Here is a 25635-nt window from a genome sequence, read left to right as displayed (position 1 = left end):
GTCAGCAATTATCCCCTTTGAAAGGCAATACCCCTTCGAAAGCCCATGCGGACAGGCAATGTCGCAGCTCCGCGGGCGTTCCAAGGCGAACCTTGGCAATGGTTTCTCCCGCGCCAATGCGGACGGACAGGCCGCCATGTGCATTCACGGTCTTGAAACCGTTCTCGTCGGTGAGATCGTCGCCGACGAAGATCGGTTGCCGTCCCTTGTAGGGAGATTCGTGGAGAAATCTCTCGATCACTTTCCCCTTCCCCGCCGCCGAAGGAAGGATTTCTGCCACAGCTTTCCCGTGTTGAACACGGTAATCCGCGCCCAGCGCCTCGACTGCGGCATGGGCCATGGCCAGGGCGAAATCCTTCTCATGGGGGGCAAGGCGCCAGTGAATGGCAACGGAGCACCCCTTGTCCTCGATCAGGACGCCCTCCTTGTCGGCAACGGTCCTGGACAGGCATTCGACCATTTCGCGCAGGGCGGGATGCTCGTCCTGGTCACACATGGAGAGCTGCCCTGCGATGCGGTGCTCGAGCCCATGAAGCCCCGCCATATCGAAAACATGGGGCACGAAACGTCCATCGAGAAAATCGACGGGACGTCCGCTGATGATCGCGAGCGCACCGCCGAGCCGCTCCTGCAACCTGGTGAGGACTTCCGGCAGGGCCGGGTCCACTGCAACCGCATCGGGACGCTCGACGATGTCGACGAGGGTTCCGTCGAAATCGAGAAAGAGAGCGTAATCCTCATTCACGTCAGCCATCGGACTCTGTCCTGCAGGAGCTTCACGCATTGGCCGGCGCAAGCCTCCGTCCCCTGGCGATCAACCGCCTGATCCTCTGCTGCTTGCGCAGGCGCGAGGCTGCCAGCAGCATCTGCCCGGCCCAGCGATAAACATTGCGTTCCTTGACCTGATCGCGCATCAGCCGCATCCGCTCGCGCTGCTCGGGCTGCGGCATGGTGAGTGCGCGATTGATGGCCTCGCCCATGGCATGGGCATTGTAAGGGTTTACGATCAGTGCCTCCGACAACTCGCGGGAAGCGCCGGCGAATGCCGACAGAATGAGCACGCCCTGCTCGTCGTCCCGCGCTGCCACGAATTCCTTGGCCACGAGATTCATGCCGTCGTGCAAGCTCGACACGATGCACAGATCCGCCGCACGGAAAAGCTCAAACACTTCGTGGGGCTCGTGATGGCGAATGAGGAGCTTGATGGGCTCGTATCCATTGCCGCCATGTTTCTCGTTGATGTCGCGCGCCAAGGCCTCGGCCTCTTCCTGGAGCTGGCGATAATTGGAAAGCTTACTTCTGGTAGGCGCTGCCACCTGAACGAAAGCAAAATTGCCCCGCCATTCCGGATGCTCGGCCAAGAGCGTGTCAATGGCCTGCATGCGGTCGATGATGCCTTTCGTGTAGTCGAACCTCTCGATGCCGACGCCGATGCGCATGGTCGGGGGCAGTCCCAGACGCTCACGTACGATCCTGCGGCATTCCTCTACGGGCCTCTGGCCTTCCATGGCCGTGGGCGGCCATTCGATGGAGATCGGATAGGGACGGATCAGGGTTTCCTCGCCGCCGAAGATCACCGAATCCCGCTCCCGGTCGATGCGGCTTTCCACGTAGGAATCGACGGAGTCGAGAAAATTGTTGCAATGGGCCTGGGTGTGGAAGCCGAGGATCGAGGACCCCAGGAGCCCGTCGATGACCTCCTCCCGCCAGGGGCAGATCCCAAAGATTTCGGCATTCGGCCAAGGGATGTGCCAGAAGGTGACGATGGTCGCCCGGGGCAGCCTGTCGCGGATCATGCGCGGCAGGAGCGCGAAGTGATAATCCTGCACCAGGATAATCGGATCCTCGCGCTTGGCCTCGGCGACCACCGCCTCGGCAAACTTCTCGTTAACGGACCGGTAGAGCTGCCAATCCGTTTCGCGAAAGACCGGCCGGACGAAGGCAATATGGCACAGGGGCCAGAGACCCTCATTGGCCGCCCCGTAATAGTATCCGTCCTGCTCCTCCTCCGAGAGCCAGACGCGGCGCAGGGTGTATGAGGGGTGATTTGGGGGCACGGGCACCCGATCATAGGCATCGACCGTGTCCCTATCCGCCGTGCCGCTGCCATGGGCCACCCAGGTGCCGCCGCAGGCGCGCACCACCGGCTCCAGGGCAGAGACGAGGCCGCTGGCGGGGATCTGCAGGGAAATCTCTCTGCCCTCAGTGCGGTTGTGGATATAGGGCTCGCGGTTCGAGACCACGATCACCTCCGAGCCCGACAGTTCGTTGGACAAGGCCGCCCGCAGGGTCTCCGGACTCCAATCCGTATGCGCCGCATCGATGGTCCGCCTCGAGGCTTCAAGCTCCTGGAGCACATCGCGGATTTCCTGGCCGAGCGGGATGATGTTCTCCTCCGGGGGCGGATTGGCATTCCCGGCGCGGGCGCTCTCAAGCGCCTGCCGGATGGAGGCCAGCCATCGGCGCATGATGATGGCTGCGATCATCGCCGCAAGCGCTGCAGCCCCGAAGGCGACGCCGGCAAGCGCCAGGAAGAGATAGTTTCTTGCCTCCCCGCCGCGCTGGTCGGCATAGCTCAGGTCGTGCAGCACCACGAGGTGCCCTCGCCGTCCTCCTGCATTCAGAGGGAAGGAGCTGACCAGGATGTTGCGATCCTGACTCCTGACAACCGAAAAACTTTCCGCATCGGACCGGGAAGCCTCGGAGCAGGAGAAGGACGGGGGCATGTTGCTGGTGGGGAAGCGCAGTTCCTGCCCGTCGCAATAGCCGATGGCGAGCACACGCTCGTCGGTGGCGATGCGCTCGAACAGGATGCCGGCCTGCTGAGCGTCGTTGCGGGCCAGAAGTCCGCTGACCTGATCCCGGACGGAATTGAACACGAGGCGGGATCGCAGCTCGACATCACGGCGCGACCATTGTTCCACGAAGGATGTAGCAAAGGGCAGTACGGCCAGGATGACGATGGCCGCCACGAGCATTGCGATACCGCCAAAGCGGAAGATGATCCTCAAAACGCTAAGTTCCTCAAGAAAAATCAACACTTTCATCGAAGCGGGCGCAACGGGCCTTGCGGCGAGACGTCAGATTTCAACTTCGATGGAAAGCGACCGAGAAAGGTAGCCTTCGCCCCTGTTATGGGCTTGTGCGTCGAACTTTCCAGGCTTGACCGGACTCGAGAGGGCATCGGAGAGGATTCAAATGAAAACCGCGGCCGGTGCAGTCAGCACCGGCCGCGGCTCTCGGCCGCTCAAGGAGAAAAGATCAGTGCTCGCGGAAGGCGCGGGCGATCTGCTCCTGCATGGGCTTGAAGAAGTATTCGAACGGCGTGCGTTCATTGACCTGGACGAACACCTCGGCCTGCATACCGGCGATCAGATGCAGGTTTTCAAGCTTCTTGAGCTCTTCCTGAGGCAGTTCGATGCGGATCGTGTAGAAGGTCGTGCCGGTCTGCTGGTCGCGCGACACGTCCGCCGAGATCCGGCTCACCGAGCCGTGCAGATCGGGCATCATGCGCGCATTGGAGGCATGGACCTTCACCGTCGCCTTCTGGCCGATCTTCACCTGATCGATCTCGTTGGGCAGTACCTTGGCCTCGAGCTCGAGCTTGTCGTTGACCGGAACGATGTTCATCACCGGCTCCGCGGGAGAGATGACGCCGCCGATCGTGTGGACGTTGAGCTGGTGGACATAACCGTCGCTGGGCGCACGGATGTCGATGCGCTTCAGCTGATCCTCGGCCGCCACGCGGCGCTCGGTGTATTCCGCGACCTTGCCCTGGATCTCGCGCAGCTCCTGCATCGCCTCGGCGCGCATCTGCTCGTCGATCTGGATGATCTGGAACTGGGTCTCGGCGATACGGCTCTCGGCCTGAGCGACAGCAGCGATGAGCTGGCCGCGCTGACCTTCGATGCTGGCAGCGTCGCGCTCGAGCGCATTCAACCGTGTGATCGGAACCAGGTTCTTCTCATAGAGGTCGCGAACGCCCTTCAGCTCAGCCACGATCAGCTCGGCCTCGCGGGTCTTCGCTGTCTGCTGAGCCTTCAATCCCACGATCTCGTCCTGGGACTGGGCGATGCGCTTCTTGAGCTGGTCCTTCTGCGCATCGCGGGAGGCGGCACGTGCGATGAACAGGGTGCGCTCCGAGGACACGATCTTCTGAACGGCCGGCTCATTGAGACGAGCAGCGAACTCCGCCGGCATGTCGATCGTGGAAATACCGTCGCGCTCCGCCTCCAGGCGAGCTTGGCGGCCGATATATTCATCGAGCTGCTTCGACACGACCTGAAGGTTCGCGCGGGTGACCGTCTCGTCGAGGCGGACCAGAAGATCGCCCTGGGCGACGCGGTCGCCCTCCTTGACCTTCAGCTCGCCGACGATGCCGCCGGTCGAGTGCTGAACCTTCTTGACGCTGGTATCGACCACGAACTGACCGCCGGCGACGACGGCGCCCGACAGGGTCGAGGTGGCCGCCCAGAGACCGATCGTGCCTCCGAAGAGGGCGATCATGGCCACGCCGCCGATGGTCGACTGGCGCAGGATCCGCTGGTGGACGGAGGGTTTCTTCGGGGGAGCTTGAACGACTAACATTTAACCAACCTCTCGCAGGTTCGTAGCCGGAGCTGCCGGCGCCTGCTGCTGCCGCACCGGTGCCGGTGCTGGCGTCGCATTGCGTTTCATGACGGACTGCAGAACCTCGTCGCGCGGTCCCATGGCCTTGATTCGGCCCTCTTCCACGATGGCGACCTGATCGACCTGGCCGAGAGCAGCCGGGCGGTGCGTGATGACGACCACGATGCCACCGCGCTTGCGGACCGACAGGATGGCCTGGTTCAGGGCCTCGTCGCCGGCGCCGTCGAGGCTGGCATTCGGCTCGTCGAGCACGACCAGGAACGGGTTGCCGTAGAGGGCGCGGGCGAGAGCCACGCGCTGGCGCTGACCACCCGACAGGGAGGCTCCGCCTTCGCCGATGCGGGTATCATAGCCTTCCGGCAGGTTGAGGACGAGCTCATGGGCGCCGGCCGTCTGAGCAGCGGCGATGATGTCGTCCGGCTTGGCGTCCGGCTGGAAGCGGGAGATGTTCTCGGCAATGGTGCCTTCGAACAGCTCCACATCCTGCGGCAGGTAGCCGATGTGACGGCCGAGCGAATCCGACTCCCACTGATCGAGGGCCGCGCCGTCGAGGCGGATTTCGCCGCGCAGGGTCGGCCAGACGCCGACGAGGGCACGGGCGAGGGTCGACTTGCCCGAGGCACTGGGACCGATGAGGCCGAGGCCCTGACCAGCCTGAAGCTGGAGAGAAGCGGCCTGGACGATCGGCATCGAAACGCCCGGAGCGCCGATATAGACGTCTTCCACCGCCAGAGCAGCCTTCGGCGCAGGCAGCGGCATGCGCTGGCCCTGAGCCGGCACGAGCGACATGATGTGCTGCAGACGGCGATAGGCTTGGCGGGAGGCGGTGAAACCCTTCCAGTGAGCAACCGCGATCTCGATCGGAGCGAGCGCACGGGACATGAGGATCGAGCCGGCGATCATAAGGCCGCCCGACATCTGCCCCTGGATCACGTAATAGGCGCCGAGGCCGAGAATGGCCGACTGGAGCACCATGCGGAAGACCTTGGCGAAGGCGCTGATGCCGGCCGAGGATTCGCTGGCGAGCAGGCCGTCATTGACGTGACGGACATGCACCTCGTCATAGCGCTTGGAGAGGAAGCCCAGCATGCCGTTGGCGCGAATGGCTTCCGCGTTGCGGCGGCTGGTCTCGGCGATGGCGTGGCGCTCGGCACCACTCTTGGTCACCTCGTAGGAGGGACCCTTGCTCTTGGCGTCCGTGTAGAGCGTCAGGAGGATGATGACCACGCCACCGACCACCGACATGACGCCGATGCCGGGGTGGATCATGAAGCAGCCGATGAGGAAGATCGGCATGAACGGCATGTCGAACAGGGCCGTGGGACCCAGGCTCGAGAGAAACCCGCGGATCGTATCGAGATCCCGGACCGGCTGCATGCTTTCGGCCTGCTTGGCGCCCTTGAGCGGCATCGTGGCCACGAGATCGAAGACCCGGTGCGACAGCAGCTCGTCGAAGCGGGCGCCGATGCGCGCCAGCATCCGGCCGCGCAACATGTCGAGACCGCCCGAGAGGGCAAAAGCCGCGAGCGTGATCAGAGAAAGGCCGATCAGAGTGGGGATGCTCCGGCTCGACAGCACCCGGTCATAGACCTGGAGCATGTAAATGGAGCCCGTGAGAGCCAGGAGGTTGACCACCGCCGAAAATACGGCAACCCCGGTAAAGGAGGGAAGGCAGGACTTCAGAGCGTCTTGGACCTCTGTGCTTTCTTCCCGATTTCTCGATGCCTGCTTCATGTCTTCTTTCCATAGGCCGACCAGTCACCCGGCGCCGTCGTGGTTGTAGAGCCGTTGCGAAAGGTTATACCTTATCACAGCGTTTGCCATCTGGCGATGGCGCGATGTCGGGGATGGCCCCACAAGAGTATCTCGTTATAGTTAGGCCTGCGAGCCCAAGTTTATCAGCACTCTTATGGGTATCGAGATGCCCCTAAGGTGGTCGCTTTCCGTTACGCCACCTTTTGTAACCCTATTATATGTAACTATGTCAACAAAAAGTTCTTGCTGTATGTGCGCAATGTTACATGTCCCCTCTATTTGGGCGGGCATGTAACGTAAGCACTTAACTTTAAAGATAACGCTTTGGTAAACTTTTAGGGTTAACTGTCTCTGACCTGAAAATGAGGTCGGAATATGGACATCAACATACGTTCTCAGGATCGCAGCGAAGCGGCGAAACAGGCTGGCGCATCATCCGCCGGCAATGTCCAGATCGACCCCATGGCCAACGCAGCCTTGGAAGAGGCCATCAAAAGCGCGAAGCTTGGCCTCAAGTCCACCTCCCCTGATGTGGCGACGAATGACGGCATTGCAACCCGCGGCCGAACTTTTCCCACCACGCTCCTGAGCCAGGCCGCCATGGCCCTGCTCCTCGTCGGAGTCGGCTGGTCGGCCTCCTATATGGGAACCCTGGCCAACCAGGATGCCATTCGACGCCTGGAAACCGAGACGGCTCGCAGCCAGGAGATCCTTGCCCGGCTGAGTACCGATCTGGATGCGCTGAGAGAGACAGTCGTCGCTTTCAAGGATATCGAGCACACCGCGTCCACATCGTCTGCGTCGGAACGGACGATGCTCACCGAAAAGATCGAACGCCTCGCCATCAGCCTCGATGAGCCCGGCAAGAAGCTCTCCGCTCTTGAAGGCCGGCTCGACCGGATGGAGAGCCAGATCCTGACCACCCTGGCGGGACTGAACACGAAACCTGCAACTCCGGTCGCGCCTCCGGCCACCGAGGCTGCCGCGCGCGAGGAGGCCCCGGCTCCCAAGCCGGTCAAGAGCGAACCCGTCGACGGATGGGTGCTGCGCGAGGTCTATGACGGTGCGGCTCTCGTCGAGAACCGGAACCGGCGCCTCTACGAGGTCATGCCCGGCGGCGTGCTCCCGGGTGTCGGCCGTATCGAGGCCATCGAGCGCCGCGGCGCGCGCTGGGTCGTCGTCACCGACAAAGGCTTTATCGGCACCTATCGTTAATGGGGAATGATGCCTCTCAAGCCATAGACCAGCGCGGCGAAGATCGCGAGGCTTGCGACATACAGGAACACGAACCAGAGCAGGCGTTTCGAGCGTCGTTCCGGCGGAGGATGCGTTTCTGCTTGCATCAGTGATATCCGTAGCCGCCGCCTGAGATCTCGTCTGCCACCTTGCCGCGGAAGACGTAATAGGAATAGGCCGTGTAGGCGAAGATGATCGGCAGCACGATGGCGAAGCCAACAAGCGCGAAGAGCTGAGAATTCACAGTGTTCGCCGTGTCCCAGATCGTGAGGTTCGGCGGCACGATGAATGGGAAGAGGCTGACGCCCAGGCCGAGATAGCCGAGCAGGAACAGGGCGATTGCCAGGAAGAACGGGCGGTAATGGCGTCCCTCATCGAGATCGCGAAACAGCCTGTAGGCCACATACGCGGTCACCAATGGAATCGGCGCGAGAAACGCAATGTTGGGCCAGGAGAACCAGCGCGTCTCGATCTGCCTTCCTAGGAACGGCACCCACACCGACACGATGGCAATGGCAAGGACGGTGGCGAGGAGAAAGCGCACCGCCATCCGCCGCGCCCAGATCTCCAGTTCGCCCGTGGTCTTCATCACGCACCAGGTCGCGCCGAGAAGGCCATAACCGAAGATCAGGCTGATGCCCGTGAGCACGCTGAACGGGGTGAGGAAATCGAAGGTGCCGCCGGTGAACTGGCGTCCGTCGGTGGCAAAGCCCTGCACGAAGGCGCCGAGCACCATGCCCTGGAAGAAGGTCGCGAGCAGCGAGCCGAAGAAGAAGGCATTGTCCCACAGGAATTTCGACCGCTCCGCCTTGAAGCGGAATTCGAAGGCGACACCGCGAAAAATGAGGGCGACGAGCATGAAGATGATCGGCAGATACAATGCCGGCATGAGAACCGCGTAGGCGATGTGAAACACGGCGAAGAGACCGCCACCGCCGAGGACGAGCCAGGTCTCGTTGCCGTCCCAGATGGGAGCGACGGAAAACATCATCCGGTCGCGCCAGTTCTCGCTGCCAGCCGCCTTGAAGAGAATGCCGACGCCGAGATCGAAACCGTCGGCGATCACGTACATGGCCACCGCCACCGCAATCAGCCCAGCCCAGATCAGCGGCAGCCAGAAGGCCAGTCCTTCGTATTCCATTCCGAAGCCGAACATGATCTTCAAGCTCCTATCGTATTGGTAGCGCCTTGTGCCCCGGTTCGCCTTCGAGCCCTTCGTCCGGTACCGAGAATGGGCGCTTCGGCTTCTTGCCGAGATCGTCTTCGCGGATGTCCTCGACGGGATCGGGCCCGCGCCGCAGGAGCTTGGCGAGATAATAGGAGCCGAAGCCGAACACGAAGGCATAGACGACAATGAAGGTCAGAAGCGATGTGGTCACGGCTCCGGTCGAGACGGGAGACACCGCATCCGCCGTGCGCAGATGTCCGTACACCACGTAAGGCTGACGGCCGATCTCGGCGACGAACCAGCCGAAGAGAACCGCGCCAAAACCCGAGGGCGTCATGATCATGGCAGCGGTGAGAAACAGCCTGTTGGTGAAGAGCGTGCCCTTCCAGCGTAGGTAAAGACTCCACAGGCCGATACCGAGCATTGCGAGACCGATGCCGACCATGAAGCGGAAGGAGAAGAAGACGGGCCAGACCGGCGGGCGCTCGTCCGGCGGCACATCCTTCAATCCGGGCACGACTCCGTCGTAGGCATGGGTCAAAATCCAGCTCCCGATCTTCGGAATACTGATCTCGTAGTGGTTCGTCTCCGCCACTTCGTCCGGAATGGCGAAGAAGCGCAGGGGCATGTTGTCCATGCGATCCCAGTTGCCCTCGATGGCGGCGAGCTTGGTCGGCTGATATTTGAGCACGCCGAGACCGTGCAGATCGCCGATGAGGATCTGAACAGGCACGAAGATAGTGGCGAACCACAAGGCCATCGACATGGAGCGCCGCGATCCGGCGAGCTTCGCCGCCGGCGCGTCGTGCGGATGGCGGAGCAGCATCCAGGCGGACATGCCAGCTACCGCGAAAGCCGTCGTCAGGTAGCAGCCCAGCACCATATGCGCGTAGCGCAACGGAAAGGACGGATTGAAGACGACCTTGAACCAGTCGACCGGCACCGCCTTGCCGTTCTCGATGGCAAACCCATCGGGTGTCTGCATCCAGGAATTGGCGGACAGAATCCAGAACGCGGAAATCAGCGTGCCCAAGGCCACCATGCAGGTGGCGAAGAAATGCAGCCGGTCGCCAACCTTTTCCCAGCCGAAGAGCATGATGCCGAGGAAGGCCGCTTCCAGGAAGAAGGCCGTGAACACCTCGTAGGCGATGACGGGGCCCAAAACATTGCCGGTGAATTCGGAGTAGCGCGACCAGTTCGTGCCGAACTGGTAGCTCATGACGATACCGGACACGACGCCGAGGCCGAAGGAAACCGCAAACACCTTCACCCAGAAACGGAAGAGATTGCGGTAGAGCGGGTTGCCCGTGCGCAGCCAGTTGAATTCCAACGCCGCAAGCCAGCTGGCGAGGCCGATGGTGAAGGCCGGGAAGATGATGTGAAAGGCAATCGTGAATGCGAATTGGATGCGTGAGAGCATCAGGGCATCGAATTCCATATCCGCTTCCCCATCATCGACCTACCAGCTTTGCTTTTAGGGCGGAACGGAGGCCTGGACCAGTGGCCTGGGATCCTGGTGGGGTTGCGTGACGAGAATATATTCTGAACGACGCGGGTGCCATCGCGTGCTGAGGCGCTGCGCGAGAGCCTACAAGCCTTCAGATTACCTGCGGCAGGCGAAAGGCGGAAAGGTGCTCGCCGTTCCCGCATTCATGGCCGCGACCACCATCATGTTGGCGAGGTCGAGTTCCTCTGCGGAGCGAGGACAGACATCGCCTTGCGTGGTGCAGCCCGATGCGATGAAGGCTTCATGACGGTCGAGAAATTCCTGGCCCAACCCTTTCGTCCCGCGATGCGCGAGGGCGTCCGACCACGCCTTCTTGTAACGAGCGCATTTCACCTCGGGCCAGCTCTGAGATTGAGGGGTTTGCGCCATAGTGGGTGCAACACTGCTGGCCAGCAATGTTGCAATGGCGATGACGGATGTCAGTAAACGTCGCATCTCACATGGGTCCTGTTTGGAGCGGATGCGATGGACCATGAGAGAGGGTTGGGTCAAGCGGCCCTCAATGCAGGCTGTCATCCCGGACGAAGCGGAGCGCAGATCCGGGATCGTTGGACGAGTAAAGCACTGTCATCCCGGGGCCGCGTAAGCTGAGCCCGGGATCCATAACCACGACCTTCGACCAGTTCGGCACCGTCAGCGGCGATGGATTCCCGCCTCCGCGGGAATGACAGCGTTGAGGTTCAAGCGCCTTGTTTGCACGCGATCCCGGATCGGCTGTGCCGTCCGGGATGACCGTGTGTCTTCAAACCCGCATCTCAGGCGGAGCCTTCTCCCGCCTCCTGCCCGACGACACACGGCGTTTTTTTGCCGGCTTCTTCTCCGCCTGCTTTTCCACCTCGCGGGAGAGGCGCTGCTCCAGCAGCGCGAGAACGGCAGCCTCCTCGGGTTTGAGGCTGGACAGATCCTCACGCAGCTCCGCCTCGACCTGTTCCTTGATATCGAGAAGCAGGCCTCTGTCGAGATAGCAGGCGAAGACTTCCGGATGCACATAGCATTTGCGGCAGATGCTCGGCGTGTTACCGAGCCGTGAAGCGACCGTCTCGATGGCCGCGCGGATGTTCTTCTTGGCCTTGGCCTCGCTGTCGAATTCCTCGAATTCGGAGAGCGCCAATGCCGCCAGCACCGTTCCGGCCCAGGTGCGGAAATCCTTCGCCGTGATCTCGCCTCCGGTGATTTCCTTCAGGTAGGCGTTCACATCGGCCGACGTGATCGATTGCTGCTCGCCATTCTCGTCGAGATACTGGAACAGATCCTGCCCGGGCAGATCCTGGCAGGCCTTCACGATCTTGGCGATGCGCCGATCCTTGACTTGCAGGCGCCAGGTCTTTCCGCTCTTGCCCTTGAACTGAAAGCGCAGATCGCCGCCATCCACCTTCACGTGCGGATCGCGCAATGTCGTGAGGCCATAGCTCCGGTTCTGCTTGACGTAGTCGGAATTGCCGACGCGGATGAGCGTGCTCTCGAGCAGATTGACCACCGTCGCCAGCACCTTTTCGCGCGGCAGGCCGCGCAGGCTCATATGCTCGTCGATGATCTTGCGGATGGCCGGCAACCCGCGGGCGAATTCGAGCATGTGCTCGTATTTCGTGCTCTCGCGGACCTCGCGGAAGGCCGGATGATAGCGATACTGCTTGCGCCCCTTGGCATCGCGACCTGTCGCCTGGATATGGCCGTTCGCCTTGGTGCAGATCCAGACATCCGTATAGGCAGGCGGGATCGCCAGTGACTTGATGCGCTCAAGCGTCGCCTTGTCATCCACCTTCCTGCCGTCAGGTCCCGTGTAGGTGAAGCCCTTGCCGGATTTTTTGCGCCGGATGCCGGGCTCCTCGTCGGAGACATAGCGCAGGCCCGCCGTCTCGGCGGCATCGCGCGGATCGATGATATTCTCGGCAGTGGCGTTCGGTTCCAGCATGAGCGGCCTTTGACAAAGCAAGACGTCAACCGGGCTGCGCCATCCCGGGTTCCCTGGGAGAGTCTCCCATGCTTCGAGATGACGGCAACGGTTGCAGGCATGGGGAGTTCCCTTTCGCCCCATGCCGAGGTTACAAGAGCGCAACCGTTCCACCCGGATGATCCCTTGTCTTCCTTGTCCCTGCCTGACGTCCAAGGCCGCAAGCTCGTCTTCGTGATTACCGAAGACTGGTTCTTCGCCTCCCATTTCCTGCCCATGGCCAGAGCCGCCCGCGAGCTCGGGTTCGAAGTCACGGTCGTGTGCCGCGTGCGCTCTCACCGGGAGGTCATCGAGGCCACGGGCGCCAGAGTGATTCCGCTTGAGGCCGAGCGGCGCAGCCTGAATCCCATGGCGGCCGGCTATGCCGCTGGACAACTCGCGGCGATTCTCAAGGCCGAGCAGGCGGATCTTGTCCATTGCATCGCCCTCAAGGGCATCCTGGTCGGGGGCTTCGCGGCCGCCATGGCGGGCATCGGGCGCCGGGTCTATGCCCTGACCGGCTCCGGCTTCCTGGGTGCCCGGACGGATCCGGTCGCACGGCTGTCACAGCGGGCCGTGCGCCTGCTCGTGCGCGGCCTGGACACCCGCCAGACCCGCTATGTCTTCGAGAATACGGACGATCCCAAGCTTCTCGGCCTCGATCCCACAAGCGACCGCGTCACCATCCTTGGCGGCGCCGGCATCGATCCGGACGCTCTCAAGCCTGCCCCCCTGCCCCACCAGCCGCCGCTCAAGGTCGCGGTGGTGGCCCGGATGCTGTGGTCCAAGGGCATTGATCTGGCGGTGGAGGCGGCGAGGGCAGCGAGGGCCCGGGGTGCTGCCATCGAACTGTCCCTCTACGGCGCCCCTGACCCGTCGAATCCGAAGGCGATTCCGGAAGAGACTTTGAAAGCCTGGAGCGCCGAGCCTGGCATCTCCTGGCATGGCGCGACACGGGATGTTGCCGCCGTCTGGCACGCGCATCACGTGGCCTGCCTGCCCTCGCGCGGGGGCGAGGGTCTGCCGCGGACGCTTCTGGAGGCCGCCGCGTGCGGCCGCGCCATCGTCACGACCGATGTTCCCGGCTGCCGCACCCTGGTGCGGGAGGGCATCGAGGGACGCCTCGTCCCGGCCAACGATTCGGCGAGCCTCGCTGAGGCACTCCTGGCCTTGTCCCGCCAGCCGGACGAGGTGGCCCGCATGGGCGAGGCGGCTCGCGCCCGCATTCTCGACGGTTTCACGGAACGGGACGTGATCGAGAGCGTCAAACAGCTGTACCGCTCCCTTTTGGCCTCATGATTCCCGACCCCGCCGCCTTCGTCCAATCCGAGACCCGGCTTCGCCCTGTGCCCCATGCGCCGGAGATCTCCTTGCACGTGGCGGACGAAGCCACGGAGCTCTGGCAGAAGACCGAAGAGGAACTGGGTGAGATCGGTCTGCCGCCTCCCTTCTGGGCCTTCGCCTGGGCGGGCGGTCAGGCGCTCGCCCGCTACCTTCTCGACCATCCGGAAACGGTGCGGGGCCGGCGCGTGCTGGATTTCGCCTCGGGCTCAGGCCTCGTCGCCATCGCGGCGATGAAGGCCGGTGCCGCGGAGGCGGTCGCCTGCGATATCGATTCGTTCGCCATCGCGGCCATCGGCCTCAATGCCGAGGCCAACGGCGTCTTGATCACTCCGCTCCAGGCCGACATCGTCGGGCAGGGTGGGGGCTGGGACACGGTGCTCGCCGGGGACATCTGCTATGAGCGCGATCTCGCCGACAGGGTCATCCATTGGCTGTTCGACCTGAGCGAAAGGGGCGCCACGGTCCTGATCGGCGATCCGGGCCGCAGCTATCTGCCGAAGGATCGCTTGGAAAACCTGGCCGTCTACGAGGTGCCCGTCGCCCGGACGCTCGAGGATTCGGACATCAAGAAATCCAGCGTCTGGCGCTTCCGGCCCTCTTGAGCCACCGAACTCCTCTGCAAATCTGCATCGATTTCCTGCAGCCCTTGCAATTTTTCCCTCTTCAAATATGTAGCGTTATAACCTACATGAACGAAGTGGATTCGCGCCGTGCATGCCGGACGCGAAGACGACGGGGGCACAAGAAGCAACTTAATCGAGGAGTGATCCGATGGCTCATACACCGTCTCTTCAGCACAGACTTCCCAACGAGGGCGCCCTGATCCGCGCTCCCAGAGCCTCTGAGAAGACGGAACAGGCCATTGCCCAGTCGGAGGCCCTCTGCCGGGCCAAGGGAGCACGTCTGACTCCCATCCGCCGCCGCGTGCTCGAAGTGCTCCATGGCTTCGACAAGCCGCTTGGCGCCTACGATCTGGTGGACCTGCTCGGCTCGCAGGGAAGGCGCATGGCGCCGATCACCGTCTATCGCGCCCTGGACTTCCTCATCGAGCAGGGTCTGGTGCATCGGCTCGCCAGCCGGAACGCCTATATCGCCAGTTCCAATGTCTCGAGCAGCCGCAAGACCACGGCCTTCCTGATCTGCGAGGGCTGCGGCGACGTGAACGAGATCACGTCCCCGGATGTGGCTGATACGGTGCTCAAGGTCCTGCAGGAGCAGGGTTATCAGCCGCGCACGAGAATTCTGGAGATCACCGGCCGCTGCGCCCATTGCCGGGACGTTCACTGACCGCCCCCAACTCCGTTCCATTAAGCCGCGCTTGACGACGAGGGCTTTTGGCATCAGCTAAACGGCGGCAGCCCGGAGCTGCCGTCGTGGATTGCAGCATGTCCTTCACTTCGCCTTCCGAGACCGCTTCCGCTTCCGAGGACCTCGCCGGCCCCGCCGCGCGCCATCGGACAGTGGGCGTGCGCGTCGGGGCCGTCATGGTCGGCGGCGGCGCTCCGATCGTGGTCCAGTCGATGACCAACACGGACACGGCGGATGTGGACGCGACCGTGAAACAGGTCGCTGCGCTTGCCCGGGCGGGCTCTGAGATCGTGCGCATCACCGTCGACCGCGACGAGGCCGCCGCCGCCGTGCCAAAGATCCGCGAGCGCCTCGACCGGCTGGGCGTCGAGGTGCCGCTCGTCGGCGACTTCCACTATATCGGCCACCAGCTCCTCGCCGATCATCCGGCCTGCGCCGAGGCGCTGGCCAAGTACCGCATCAATCCCGGCAACGTGGGCTTCAAGGAAAAGAAGGACCGGCAGTTCGGCGCCATCGTCGAGCAGGCGATCCGGCACGGCAAGGCGGTGCGCATCGGCGCCAATTGGGGCTCGCTCGACCAGGAGCTCCTGACCCATCTGATGAACGAGAACGCAGCCTCGGCCAATCCGCGCGACATGCGTTGGGTCACCCGCGAGGCCATGATCCAGTCGGCGCTTCTCTCCGCCGCCCGCGCCGAGGAAATCGGCTTGGGGAAAGATCGTATCATTCTCTCGGCTAAGGTTTCCGCAGTTCAGGACCTGATCGCCGTCTATCAGGACCTCGCCCGCCGCTCCGACTACGCCATCCATCTCGGCCTCACCGAGGCCGGCATGGGCACGAAGGGGATCGTGGCCTCATCCGCCGCCATGGGCATCCTGCTCCAGCAGGGCATCGGCGACACGATCCGCTATTCCCTGACCCCGGAGCCCGGCGGCGACCGGACGCTCGAGGTCAAGACGGCCCAGGAGCTGCTCCAGACCATGGGCTTTCGCACCTTCGTGCCGCTGGTGGCTGCCTGCCCCGGCTGCGGACGCACCACCTCCTCCGTATTCCAGGAGCTGGCACGGGACATCCAGGGCTGGATCTCCACCTCCATGCCCGAGTGGCGCCGCACCCATCCGGGCGTCGAGAACCTGAATGTGGCGGTGATGGGCTGCATCGTGAACGGCCCGGGCGAGTCGAAGCACGCCAATATCGGCATCTCGCTGCCCGGCACCGGCGAGCAGCCGGCAGCCCCCGTCTTCATCGACGGAAAGAAGGCCATGACCCTGCGCGGCCCGACGCTGGCCCAGGACTTCCAGAAGATCGTCCTCGACTATATCGACAAGAACTACGGCCAGCCCGGACGCGATGCCGCCGAATGAGGCTGCAAGCGTGACCATGGAACCCCAAGCGAAATTCCGTTTTTAAGCTAAAGCGCGATGTGCTAGAGAGCCCGCCGCGCCGGCGATGACGGCCGCTGCGCTCTTGAAGAAGGGGCGGAGAAGAAGCCGCCCTTTGTCGTTTATAGAGAGTTTCAACCAGGGCCGTCCGCGGGCACATCCGCAAAGAAAAGCACACATGGCAGAACAGCACGCCGTCGCGCCGGGACATGCAGATTCCGCAGCCCCCGAGGCCACCTTACCGGACAGCCATTTCAAGGCGAGCTTCTGGACTCTCACCCTTGGAGCCATCGGCGTCGTCTACGGCGATATCGGCACCAGCCCGCTTTACGCGATGCGTGAGACGGTCGCCGCCGCCACTGGCGGTCACCACGGAACCCCCGTCCCGCTCACGCGCGAACTGGTGATCAGCATTCTGTCGCTCCTCATCTGGGCGCTGATCCTGACGGTCTCCGTCAAATACGTGGTCCTGCTGCTGCGCGCGGACAACAAGGGCGAAGGCGGCTCGCTGACCTTGGTGGCACTCGCCCAGCGTGCTCTTGGACGGCGGAGCCTCCCGGTGCTCATGATGGGCATGGCGGGAGCGGCCCTGTTCTATGGCGACGCCGCCATCACGCCCGCCATCTCCGTTCTCTCGGCCCTCGAAGGCCTGAAGCTCGTCGCCCCCTCCTTCGAGGCCTATGTTCTCCCCGGCGCCCTGGCGATCCTGATTGCCCTTTTCGCTGCGCAGAGCCACGGCACAGGCAGGGTCGCGGCCTTTTTCGGACCCCTCACGCTCCTCTGGTTCATCACCATGGCGGGCCTCGGTCTCCTCCATATCGCTGACGATTGGGAGGTTCTGTTCGCGTTCAACCCTTATTATGGCGTGTCCTTCCTGGTCACCCATCCGGGCACGGCATTCGCAATCCTCGGCAGCGTCTGCCTTGCCGTCACAGGCGCTGAAGCGCTTTACGCGGATCTCGGCCATTTCGGCCGCAAGCCCATCCGCATGGCCTGGGGCACCGTCGTGTTCCCGGCTCTCGCGTTGAACTATCTCGGTCAGGGCGCCCTCGTCCTGTCGAACCCGGATGCCATCGCCAATCCGTTCTTCCTGCTGGCACCGCCCTGGCTGCTCCTGCCGCTCGTGATCCTCGCCACGCTCGCGACCATCGTGGCAAGCCAAGCCGTCATCACCGGCGCCTATTCCCTCACCCGGCAGGCGGTGCAGCTCGGCCTCCTGCCTCGCCTGGAAGTCCGCTTCACCTCGGAGACGCATCAGGGGCAGATCTATCTGCCGCGCGTGAACTGGCTGCTGCTCGCCGCCGTGGTCGGCCTCGTGCTGCTCTTCGGTTCTTCCAGCAGCTTGGCCAGCGCCTACGGCATCGCCGTCTTCGGCACGATGGTCGTCACCACCCTGCTCGCCTGCTTGGTGATCAGCCGGAGCTGGGGCTGGGGTCCGGTGAAGACCGGTTTGGTCATGGTGCCCCTGCTGCTGATCGATCTCACCTTCCTGTCCTCGAACCTCGTCAAGCTTCTCGACGGCGGCTATGTCCCGCTGGTCATCGCAGGCGTCTTCTTCGTGCTCATGTGGACCTGGGTGAAGGGAACCCGGATCCTGTTCGAGAAGACCCGCAAGATCGACGTGCCCTTCCTCGAACTGGTGCAGATGCTCGAGAAGAGCCCGCCGCACCGGGTCAAGGGCACCGCCGTCTTCCTGACGAGCGATCCGGATACCGCGCCGGCAGCGCTTCTGCACAACCTCAAGCACAACAAGGTGCTGCACGAGAAGAACGTGATCCTCACCGTCAACAGCGCGGATGTTCCCCGCGTAGAGGACGATGACCGCGTCGCCATCGAGCATGTGGGCGATTCGTTCTGGCGCATCCGCCTGAGCTACGGCTACATGGAAACGCCCAACATCCCGCGCGGCCTCGCGATCCTGCGCAAGCAGGGCTTCAAGTTCGACATCATGGCGACGTCGTTCTTCCTCTCCCGCCGCTCGATCCGCCCCGCCAGCCAGTCGGGCATGCCGCTCTGGCAGGACAAACTCTTCATCGGCCTGGCGAAATCGGCGAGCGACGCCACGGACTTCTTCCAGATCCCGACCGGACGTGTGGTGGAGGTGGGCACGCAGGTGACGGTGTAAGCCTGTTGCCCTCCGTTTCACTCGATGTCAGTTTTGGCGATCCATGACTGACATCACCCTCATTCGTCCGAGCCTCGATTGGCTTCCTTTCTATGCTCATGCCCTCGAGCGGGGCTGGTCCCCCAACACTGACCAGGATGTGAGCCGCGAGCAGCTTCTGCAGTTCCGGCGCAATCCCGAGCGCTTTCTCCATGATCTCTACAACAGCCCGATGGTCCGGCTGCCGGACGGACGCGAGGTGGCGCGCCTGCCCGCTCATGATTTCTGGATCAGCGACGGCGAGTTCTGCGGCCGCATCGGCTTTCGCTTCCAACGGGGAACGGAAGATCTGCCCACGGTGATCTACGGCCATATCGGCTACACGGTTGTGCCCTGGAAGCAGCGGCGCGGCTACGCCACGCAGGCCCTGCGCCTGATCCTCCCCGTCTGCCGGTCGGAAGGCTTCTCACGAGTCATGATTACCTGCGACGACGACAACGAAGCGTCGCGAAAGGTCATTCTCGCCAATGGCGGCGAGTTTGCAGGCTCCCTCCCACACAACCATCGTCCTGGCCACGTGAAGCTCATGTTCTGGGTACCGACGGATTGACGACCGGTATCAGCAAAGGTTAGCCGCGAGGCCGGTATAGCCCCGCGGCGAAGGCTGGCATCTCTTCAGATGACAAGAAAGTCGAACCTAGTCAGTGTCGGGCTTCCCTGGATCGTGGCGAATTGTATCTGAGCCGACGCGGTGCCATTGCCATCGGCATCGAAAAAGACGGCTCCCGTCGCATCATCATAAATGATGCGATCGGTAGCATCGATGGCCGTTGTCCCGATCTGGAAAGCATCGGCCGACAAAACTCCCGTTGGGAGCCCCGTGAAGACGGAATTGTCCAGTTGGATCGTATCGGCGGCAGAGTTGTAGCCTCGGACCGTGTCGATGTTGCTGCTGCCCAAGGTGCTGTTGAACGTGAAAGCATCCGCGCCGCTGCCACCGATCAGGATATCATCTCCAAGACCACCGTTCAGAGTATCGCGGCCTGCACCGGCATTCAGCCGATCATCGCCGCTGCGGCCTTGCAGTTGATCGTTGCCGCTGCCGCTGGACAAGTTGTCATCGCCGATCCCGCCATCGAGCCTGTCATTCCCAGCACCACCGATCAAAGTATCGTTACCGCTTTCGCCGAACAGACGGTCGTTGCCCGTTGCCCCGTCCAGCCGATCATCGCCCTGCCTGCCGAAGATACGGTCACTGCCGCCGAGCCCTGGCAGGAAATCGGCACTGGCCGTTCCCCTGACTGTATTGCTGTTATCGTTGGAGATGACGGTCCACTGGCCACGGATTTCGCCTGAGGGAAATTCCGAAGTGTGGGCGTTGAAATAGAAAGGTGCATCCAACCCAGGAGGATGCAAGTTGAGGATGCTGCCGAATACCACGATCCAGACGTTGGCCGGATCAGCTGAATCCCATCGTCCACTCAAAGTCCAAGAATCGTCGCTGTTGAGACTGATCTGCAGATCGGGATCCTGGTCCGGGTTGATCTGACCGAAGATGACATCGCCGGTCTCACCCCTTACGCCAAAATGGACGTGAAAGCTGGTGACATCGTCGCCAGTATCCGCCGTCTGTGGCCCAATGCCCGTGATGGGCCCGAAGTCCAGTCCGGTTATATTGATCGAGTAGGGCGCCGTGATTGTATTGCTGTCATAGATCACCGTGCCAACGCCTCTTGCCGCTGAACCCGTCGGCGGCACTTCTTGGTTTCCGGTCATGATTACGCGGAACGCTGTGGCCATCTGTTCCTCCCGTTGATCCATGCCCCCGGGTAAGAAGCCCAGCCCATTGCCCCCGAATACGCGTCTAGTTGGCGTTCGGACGCACCTCACCACCGCGTCTTATGTGTTGGTGCTGAGCCGAAAAGAGTGTGAAACAACTCGTGTGATTTTCACAGAGGAAAGCTTTCGAGTTACGCCTTCGTCGTGAGTGATTGAGTATCGTGATTTCCCTGTATCAAAGAACAAAATGGCGATTACTGTTACTTAATGAAATTATCTTTCAGCAAACAATGGATCGTTGCAGTCAGTGCGAAGAAGTCGCTTATTACACAATGAATCTTTGTGGATCTGATCTTTTCATACATGTGACAACACATCCGAACCGATTGCCGTCACCATTCCGAAGCGGGTCAAGAAATTGCGGCGATGAAGATCCTTCCACACACATCGCTTCAACACTTGCCTACGTGATCATCCATAATAGTCCAACTGCTTGGCTTCCCCCCAAAAGGACAAATGCGTCATTGCACGCAAATGGTCTCCGGATGAGAGACTGCGAAATCCGAGCCACATCTACTTTCGCTTCTGCATGATTTGGCAAAACGGCAATCCTGCCCGCTGTGAGATGCTGGAAATCAGAGCGTTGCTTAAACCTGCCGTTCCACGACGAAGTGCACAGCCTCACGCAGGGTCCGCGCCTGCGGTCCGAAATCATCGAGAGCGCTTTCCGCCTTCTCGACGAGTTGCCGGCATTCGCGGCGGGCGCCGTCCATGCCGAGCAGGTCCACGAGGGTGGCCTTGCCCTTGTCCTGGTCCTTGCCGGTACGCTTGCCGAGCGCCTCAGCAGAGGCTTCGCGGTCGAGGATATCGTCCGCAACCTGGAACGCTGCGCCGAGCGCACGTCCATATTCGACCAGCTTTCGGCGCGCAGCTGGATCAGCCTGTCCCAGAATTGCACCCGCCTCGACCGAGAAGGTGAGGATCGCTCCTGTCTTCATCATCTGGAGCAGACGCACATCGGCCTCGTCCATCTCGGCGGTTCCGTAGCGCCCCTCCGCCGTCAGGTCGAGCAGTTGGCCGCCGACCATGCCGCCGAGGCCGGATGCGCGGGCGAGGCCGAGGACGAGATCGGAGCGGATGGCAGGATCCCCGGCCGTCGCCGGATCGGCGAGAGCCTCGAAGGCGAAGGTCTGGAGGGCATCGCCCACGAGGATGGCAGTGGCCTCGTCATAGGCCTTGTGAACGGTGGGCTGCCCCCGGCGCAGATCGTCGTCGTCCATGGATGGCAGGTCGTCATGCACCAGGGAATAGCAATGGAGAAGCTCGACGGCGCAGCCTGCCCGCAGGGGCCCCTGTCCTTCCACCCCGAAGAGGCGCGCCGCCTCAATGGTCAGGAATGGGCGCAGGCGCTTGCCGCCTCCCAGGACCGCATGACGCATGGCCGCCATAAGGCGAGGCGGCCGGGCAAGCTCGCCGGGAGCGGCTTTGTCTGATAGCAAGGCTTCAAGACTTGCTTCGACAATCCTCGCGGCGTCAGAGAGCCGCGTTGTGAAAGTGCTGGTGGATGGCGCCATGACGAGCCTGAATACGGAAGGGGCTACCGCCCCGTCCGAGGGGAATGCCGGTGAACGATGGAAGCCGAAATGGACGCTGCGGTCGGGACGGCCGCGGGAGCCGATGACGGTCACCCGCATTTTCCGCCGCCTCGTTCAGATCGGTCTTGGTCTCATCCTCTTATGGGTCGGCGCGGTCTTTTGGCTAGGCCTTTTGTACTGGGCCGTGCCACCGGTCTCAACGCTGATGCTCGGCCGCTGGCTCACGCTGCAGCCGGTCGAGCGGGATTTCGTCCGCCTCGACGAGATCTCGCCCAGCCTGCCGCTCGCCGTCATGACAGCCGAGGACAGTCGCTTCTGCGACCATAACGGCGTCGACTGGGATGCCCTTTGGGACGTGGTGGAAGCGGCTGATGAGGATGGGCCGTCCCGAGGAGCCTCGACCATCCCCATGCAGGTGGCGAAAAACCTCTTTCTGTGGCCGAGCCGCTCCTATGTCCGCAAGGGCCTTGAGATCCCGGTCGCGCTCTACCTCGATCTGATCTGGTCGAAGCGGAAGATGATGGAGGTGTATCTTAACATCGCCGAATGGGGTGACGGGGTGTTCGGAGCCGAGGCGGCCGCCCAAAAGTATTTCCGCAAGTCGGCCAAGAACCTGACCCGCCAGGAAGCGGCCCTGATGGCGCGGGCCCTGCCCAATCCCCTGGTCCGCAATCCGGCTCGCCCAAGGCCCGGCCATCGGGCCCTGGCGGGGCAGTTGCAGGCGCGCATGGAGAGAGCTGCGCCCTTCAGCGACTGCCTGAAGCCGTGAAGACACCTCCCTGCGGCAATGAAAAACCCTCGGATTGCTTTGAGGGGCTAGATATTTGCCCAAAGACCTTGTATGAGGCGCAACCTCATCAAGTTTGAGATGTGAGCGTTCCCCGGTTGAGCGGGCGCTCCGCTATTTTAACCGGAGACGAGATATGGCCGTTCCAAAAAGAAAAACGTCGCCTTCGCGGCGCGGAATGCGTCGCTCCGCGGATGCCTTGAAGGCCCCGACCTACATCGAGGACAAGGATTCCGGCGAGCTGCGCCGTCCTCACCATGTTGACCTGAAGACCGGCATGTACCGTGGCCGTCAGGTCCTGAAGGTGAAGACCGACGCGTAATCTGACGCGACGAGCAATGATCCGAACCGGCGCCCCAAGCGCCGGTTTTTTTATGCCCATAATCCCCAACAGCACTGATTTTCCATCGCTTTTTACCCTTCATTAAGCCTGAAAGCCGATCCTGCACCCTCGGGTCCCGGGTTGAGATTGGCTGCGACTGACGCCTCTGCCCGATCTGTGCGTATCAAGGGTGAGAGTGATGGCGACGAAGGGGCAGGGGCGGACGGGACTTTTCAAGGGCGTATCCCGATCCTCGCGCCAACGCCAAGCCTCACGCACTCCCCGCGCCTCTCTTGCAGGCGTCATCTACGCCTGGGACATGCTCTCCGACGCCCTGATCTGGGGACCCGGTGCCGCCGAGGCGCTCGGCCTGTCGTCGAGAGACCTGCCGAGGACCGGACATGCCTTCTCCCAACTGGTCGAGCCCGGTTGCGGCCTGTCCCGCCAGGATGCCATCGGCGAGGGCGCGGGTGGCGCCTATGAGACCCGCTATGCCCTGCGCTTCGAGCCGGACCAGGTGGTGATGGTCGAGGATGCGGGCCGCTGGCAGCCGGATGTCCAGGGCCGCCCGGCCTTCGCCCGCGGCCAGCTGCGTTTCGATCCGGCTTCGGGGGCACGGGATCTGCTGCCTGAGATACTGAAGCGGCGCTCGGAGCTTCTGTGCAGCATTCAGAACGGCATCAATGAGGCGCTGCGGGCATCCCAGACCTGCACCCTGATCGTCGGCGCGCTCGACGATGACGAGGCCGATTCCATGGCGGAGATTGCCCGGAAGGTGCGCCCAATGATGCGTCGCCACGATCTCTTCACCGCTCTCAGCCCCCAACGCTTTGCCCTGACCCTGACCTGCTGCCCAGCCTCGGATGCGGTGAGTGCCATGAGGCGGCTCTCCAGTCTCGTGAAGGATCACCCGGCCGGTGCCTCGCTCCATCTGGGCGCTGCCTGCGCCCCGGATCACACCTTCAAGGCCACGAAGCTGCTGCGCTTTGCCGAGCAGGCTCTGGCCTCGGGCCTGGAGTGTGGAGAGATCTGTAAACTCTATGATGCGCGTTCGAAAGTGCCTTCACCGGCGGCCGAACAGGCGCCATTCGATTGGGTCGCTGCCCTCAACAGCCGTAGCCTGACCCTCGCCTGCCAGCCGATGATAGAGGCCCGAAGCCGTGCTCCCGCCCTGATGCAGGCCTGCGCCTCGCTCTCCGGCTCCGAAGGCCATACGATCCCGCTTGGCCCGGCGCCGGGGCTGAAGGAGGCAAACCTCCCCCTCCTCGTCGATGGGCGCCTGCTGGAGCTGGCGGCCGATCATCTGAAGGATCACCCGGGCGTGCGTTTGGCGCTGCCGGTCTCGGCTAAAACCCTGCAGGATACCGAATGGCTGCCCATGCTGGCGGCCCATCTCGGCGCTCGCCCCGGCATCGAGTCGCGGCTCGTCATCGAAATCCCAGAGGCTGCCCTGGCCGAGTGCTGGAAGACCCTGGGCCGTCTCCATGCCATGAAGGCGTTGGGCATCGGACTCGCGCTGACCGGGTTTGGCGCAGGTTATGTGACGCCTTCCCAGTTGCGGGTGCTGCCCATCGATCTTCTCAAAATCGACGGCGTCTTCATCCAGCCGCTCAAGCGCTCGACCGATGACCGCCTCCACGTCCGAACTCTCATCGACATGGCTCAGCATCTCGGCATCGCCACCGCGGCGGATTGGGTGGACGACGAGGTGACTGCCCGCCTGCTGACGTCCTGGGGCGTGGATTATCTGCAGGGCGGATTGTTCGGCAAGCCCGAGGCGCTGCTGCAGCCCTCGACGCTGCATCAGATGCTGAAGAAGGCGCGCGGCTAAAAATCAGCGCTACTTGCTCGCCAGCTTGTCGAGCTTGGCCTGCATGTCGGCCATCTGCTGCTTCAGATGATCGAGATCGTTCGTTTCCTCACCCTTCGCAGTGGACTTCGTCTCGGACGCACCCGACGAGGCTTGAGGGAACGGCGAGAACATGCGCATGGCTTCCGTGAAGAAGCCCATATTCTTGCGCACCTGTTCCTCCATGGCCTGGAAGGCTCCCGGGCCGAAGGCCTGGGCCATCTGCTCCCGGAGCTTCTGCTGCTCTTGAGACAGGTTGTTCATGGAGAATTCGAGATAGCTCGGCACCAGCGCCTGCATGCTGTCGCCGTAGAAGCGGATGAGCTGGCGCAACACCGTGACGGGCAAGAGGTTCGGGCCCTCCTTGTTCTCCTGCTCGAAGATGATCTGGGCCAGGACCGAGCGGGTGATCTCCTCGCCCGACTTCGCGTCATAGACCACGAAGTCCTCGCCCTTGCGCACCATGCCGGCCAGATCTTCCAGCGTCACGTAGGTCGAAGTACCCGTGTGATAGAGGCGGCGGTTGGCATATTTCTTGATGACAGTCGGTTGTTTGTCCGTCGCCATGTTGCCCGATACACTCCCGGGAGATTCACCGTGCCCAGCATCCTTCATCCCGATCCGCGGGATGCCAGCGTTCAATAATTATAAGCCTTATGCCGAACGATCAAAGCGCCAAAAGTCTAAGGCACGCGGGGCTGGGCTGCACGATCCGATCCTTGACATCCCACCCTCTGGGGATTTGATCAGGCGAGCCCTACATTCATTCCAACGTCAAATCATCAGCACAGGAGAGAGAGGAATGGCCCGAGACAGCATCGTCATTGTCGGCGCGGCGCGCACCCCCGTCGGCTCGTTCAACGGCGCCTTCGCCAACACGCCGGCCCATGAGCTCGGCGCGGTGGCCATCAGGGCGGCCCTCGAGCGCGCCAAGGTCGAC

Annotated in this window: 23 protein-coding genes; 11 read left to right on the top strand and 12 right to left on the bottom strand. The window is 62.6% G+C overall.

Features of this window, described 5'->3' with window-relative positions; translation table 11 throughout:
- Position 1: 1 nt before the first annotated feature.
- The 4 genes from otsB to ACS5Q1_RS20065 form a co-directional block, all read right to left on the bottom strand.
- A complete protein-coding gene (gene otsB / locus ACS5Q1_RS20080; protein ID WP_473099836.1) occupies positions 2-754 on the bottom strand; it encodes a trehalose-phosphatase in 753 nt (250 codons plus the stop codon).
- 22 nt (positions 755-776) lie between these two features.
- Entirely contained in the window at positions 777-3047 is a 2271-nt protein-coding gene (locus ACS5Q1_RS20075) for an alpha,alpha-trehalose-phosphate synthase (UDP-forming) (RefSeq protein WP_473099835.1), read from the bottom strand.
- Positions 3048-3261: 214 nt separating this feature from the next.
- Positions 3262-4587 carry an HlyD family type I secretion periplasmic adaptor subunit gene (locus ACS5Q1_RS20070; RefSeq protein ID WP_473099834.1) on the bottom strand — a complete coding sequence of 442 codons (1326 nt, stop codon included), beginning with the start codon at positions 4585-4587 and terminating at the stop codon, positions 3262-3264.
- Positions 4588-6363 carry a type I secretion system permease/ATPase gene (locus ACS5Q1_RS20065; protein WP_473099833.1) on the bottom strand — a complete coding sequence of 592 codons (1776 nt, stop codon included), beginning with the start codon at positions 6361-6363 and terminating at the stop codon, positions 4588-4590.
- A 396-nt stretch (positions 6364-6759) separates the two neighbouring features.
- On the opposite strand from ACS5Q1_RS20065, the gene ACS5Q1_RS20060 reads away from it, so the two are divergent.
- Complete coding sequence (locus tag ACS5Q1_RS20060) at positions 6760-7599, top strand: hypothetical protein (protein ID WP_473099832.1); 840 nt, start codon at positions 6760-6762, stop codon at positions 7597-7599.
- On the opposite strand, the gene ACS5Q1_RS20055 is transcribed toward ACS5Q1_RS20060, so the two are convergent.
- The 5 genes from ACS5Q1_RS20055 to ACS5Q1_RS20035 all read right to left on the bottom strand — a co-directional run bounded on the left by ACS5Q1_RS20055 (position 7596) and on the right by ACS5Q1_RS20035 (position 12207).
- The gene (locus ACS5Q1_RS20055; RefSeq protein WP_256451907.1) at positions 7596-7727 is read right to left on the bottom strand and encodes a hypothetical protein; all 132 of its coding nucleotides are present in this window, start codon (positions 7725-7727) and stop codon (positions 7596-7598) included. The genes ACS5Q1_RS20060 and ACS5Q1_RS20055 overlap by 4 nt on opposite strands.
- Positions 7727-8776 carry a cytochrome d ubiquinol oxidase subunit II gene (gene cydB / locus ACS5Q1_RS20050; protein ID WP_473099831.1) on the bottom strand — a complete coding sequence of 350 codons (1050 nt, stop codon included), beginning with the start codon at positions 8774-8776 and terminating at the stop codon, positions 7727-7729. Before cydB ends, ACS5Q1_RS20055 begins: the two co-directional genes overlap by 1 nt.
- Positions 8777-8789: 13 nt before the next feature.
- Positions 8790-10226 carry a cytochrome ubiquinol oxidase subunit I gene (locus ACS5Q1_RS20045; protein ID WP_473099830.1) on the bottom strand — a complete coding sequence of 479 codons (1437 nt, stop codon included), beginning with the start codon at positions 10224-10226 and terminating at the stop codon, positions 8790-8792.
- Between the two features lie 165 nt (positions 10227-10391).
- Positions 10392-10730, bottom strand: coding sequence for a hypothetical protein (locus ACS5Q1_RS20040; RefSeq protein ID WP_203442290.1), 339 nt, complete (start codon positions 10728-10730; stop codon positions 10392-10394).
- A gap of 307 nt (positions 10731-11037) precedes the next feature.
- On the bottom strand, positions 11038-12207 hold the full coding sequence (locus ACS5Q1_RS20035; protein ID WP_473099829.1) for a DNA topoisomerase IB: 1170 nt from the start codon (positions 12205-12207) through the stop codon (positions 11038-11040).
- A 165-nt stretch (positions 12208-12372) separates the two neighbouring features.
- Between ACS5Q1_RS20035 and ACS5Q1_RS20030 the strand changes: the two genes are divergently transcribed.
- The 6 genes from ACS5Q1_RS20030 to ACS5Q1_RS20005 all read left to right on the top strand — a co-directional run bounded on the left by ACS5Q1_RS20030 (position 12373) and on the right by ACS5Q1_RS20005 (position 18973).
- Positions 12373-13524 carry a glycosyltransferase family 4 protein gene (locus ACS5Q1_RS20030; protein WP_473099828.1) on the top strand — a complete coding sequence of 384 codons (1152 nt, stop codon included), beginning with the start codon at positions 12373-12375 and terminating at the stop codon, positions 13522-13524.
- Entirely contained in the window at positions 13521-14171 is a 651-nt protein-coding gene (locus ACS5Q1_RS20025) for a class I SAM-dependent methyltransferase (protein WP_473099827.1), read from the top strand. Before ACS5Q1_RS20030 ends, ACS5Q1_RS20025 begins: the two co-directional genes overlap by 4 nt.
- 169 nt (positions 14172-14340) lie before the next feature.
- Entirely contained in the window at positions 14341-14856 is a 516-nt protein-coding gene (locus ACS5Q1_RS20020) for a Fur family transcriptional regulator (protein ID WP_203442286.1), read from the top strand.
- A gap of 98 nt (positions 14857-14954) precedes the next feature.
- Positions 14955-16241 carry a flavodoxin-dependent (E)-4-hydroxy-3-methylbut-2-enyl-diphosphate synthase gene (gene ispG / locus ACS5Q1_RS20015; protein ID WP_473099826.1) on the top strand — a complete coding sequence of 429 codons (1287 nt, stop codon included), beginning with the start codon at positions 14955-14957 and terminating at the stop codon, positions 16239-16241.
- Positions 16242-16437: 196 nt separating this feature from the next.
- Positions 16438-18384: a potassium transporter Kup gene (locus tag ACS5Q1_RS20010; RefSeq protein ID WP_203442284.1), complete on the top strand. Its 1947-nt coding sequence runs from the start codon at positions 16438-16440 to the stop codon at positions 18382-18384.
- Between the two features lie 43 nt (positions 18385-18427).
- Positions 18428-18973 carry a GNAT family N-acetyltransferase gene (locus tag ACS5Q1_RS20005; protein WP_473099825.1) on the top strand — a complete coding sequence of 182 codons (546 nt, stop codon included), beginning with the start codon at positions 18428-18430 and terminating at the stop codon, positions 18971-18973.
- A gap of 65 nt (positions 18974-19038) precedes the next feature.
- Here the strand turns inward: ACS5Q1_RS20005 and ACS5Q1_RS20000 are convergent, their stop codons facing one another.
- Positions 19039-20163 carry a calcium-binding protein gene (locus ACS5Q1_RS20000; RefSeq protein ID WP_473099824.1) on the bottom strand — a complete coding sequence of 375 codons (1125 nt, stop codon included), beginning with the start codon at positions 20161-20163 and terminating at the stop codon, positions 19039-19041.
- 626 nt (positions 20164-20789) lie between these two features.
- Positions 20790-21716 carry a polyprenyl synthetase family protein gene (locus ACS5Q1_RS19995; RefSeq protein ID WP_473099864.1) on the bottom strand — a complete coding sequence of 309 codons (927 nt, stop codon included), beginning with the start codon at positions 21714-21716 and terminating at the stop codon, positions 20790-20792.
- A 103-nt stretch (positions 21717-21819) separates the two neighbouring features.
- Here ACS5Q1_RS19995 and mtgA point away from each other — a divergent pair, with 103 nt between their 5' ends.
- The 3 genes from mtgA to ACS5Q1_RS19980 all read left to right on the top strand — a co-directional run bounded on the left by mtgA (position 21820) and on the right by ACS5Q1_RS19980 (position 24677).
- Entirely contained in the window at positions 21820-22506 is a 687-nt protein-coding gene (gene mtgA, locus ACS5Q1_RS19990; RefSeq protein WP_203442281.1) for a monofunctional biosynthetic peptidoglycan transglycosylase, read from the top strand.
- A 154-nt stretch (positions 22507-22660) separates the two neighbouring features.
- Positions 22661-22846, top strand: a complete 186-nt coding sequence (gene rpmF, locus ACS5Q1_RS19985) for a 50S ribosomal protein L32 (RefSeq protein ID WP_152712060.1) — start codon at positions 22661-22663, stop codon at positions 22844-22846.
- 199 nt (positions 22847-23045) lie between these two features.
- Positions 23046-24677: an EAL domain-containing protein gene (locus ACS5Q1_RS19980; protein ID WP_473099823.1), complete on the top strand. Its 1632-nt coding sequence runs from the start codon at positions 23046-23048 to the stop codon at positions 24675-24677.
- Positions 24678-24686: 9 nt separating this feature from the next.
- Here the strand turns inward: ACS5Q1_RS19980 and phaR are convergent, their stop codons facing one another.
- The gene (phaR, locus tag ACS5Q1_RS19975; protein WP_473099822.1) at positions 24687-25262 is read right to left on the bottom strand and encodes a polyhydroxyalkanoate synthesis repressor PhaR; all 576 of its coding nucleotides are present in this window, start codon (positions 25260-25262) and stop codon (positions 24687-24689) included.
- A 235-nt stretch (positions 25263-25497) separates the two neighbouring features.
- On the opposite strand from phaR, the gene ACS5Q1_RS19970 reads away from it, so the two are divergent.
- Positions 25498-25635 (top strand): thiolase family protein (locus tag ACS5Q1_RS19970; protein WP_473099863.1); only part of this gene is annotated, 138 nt, incomplete at its 3' end.

The organism is Microvirga sp. GN3, assembly GCF_055792825.1.
Note: the sequence above shows the minus strand (reverse complement) of the source record. Positions and strands in the feature narration are given on the sequence as shown.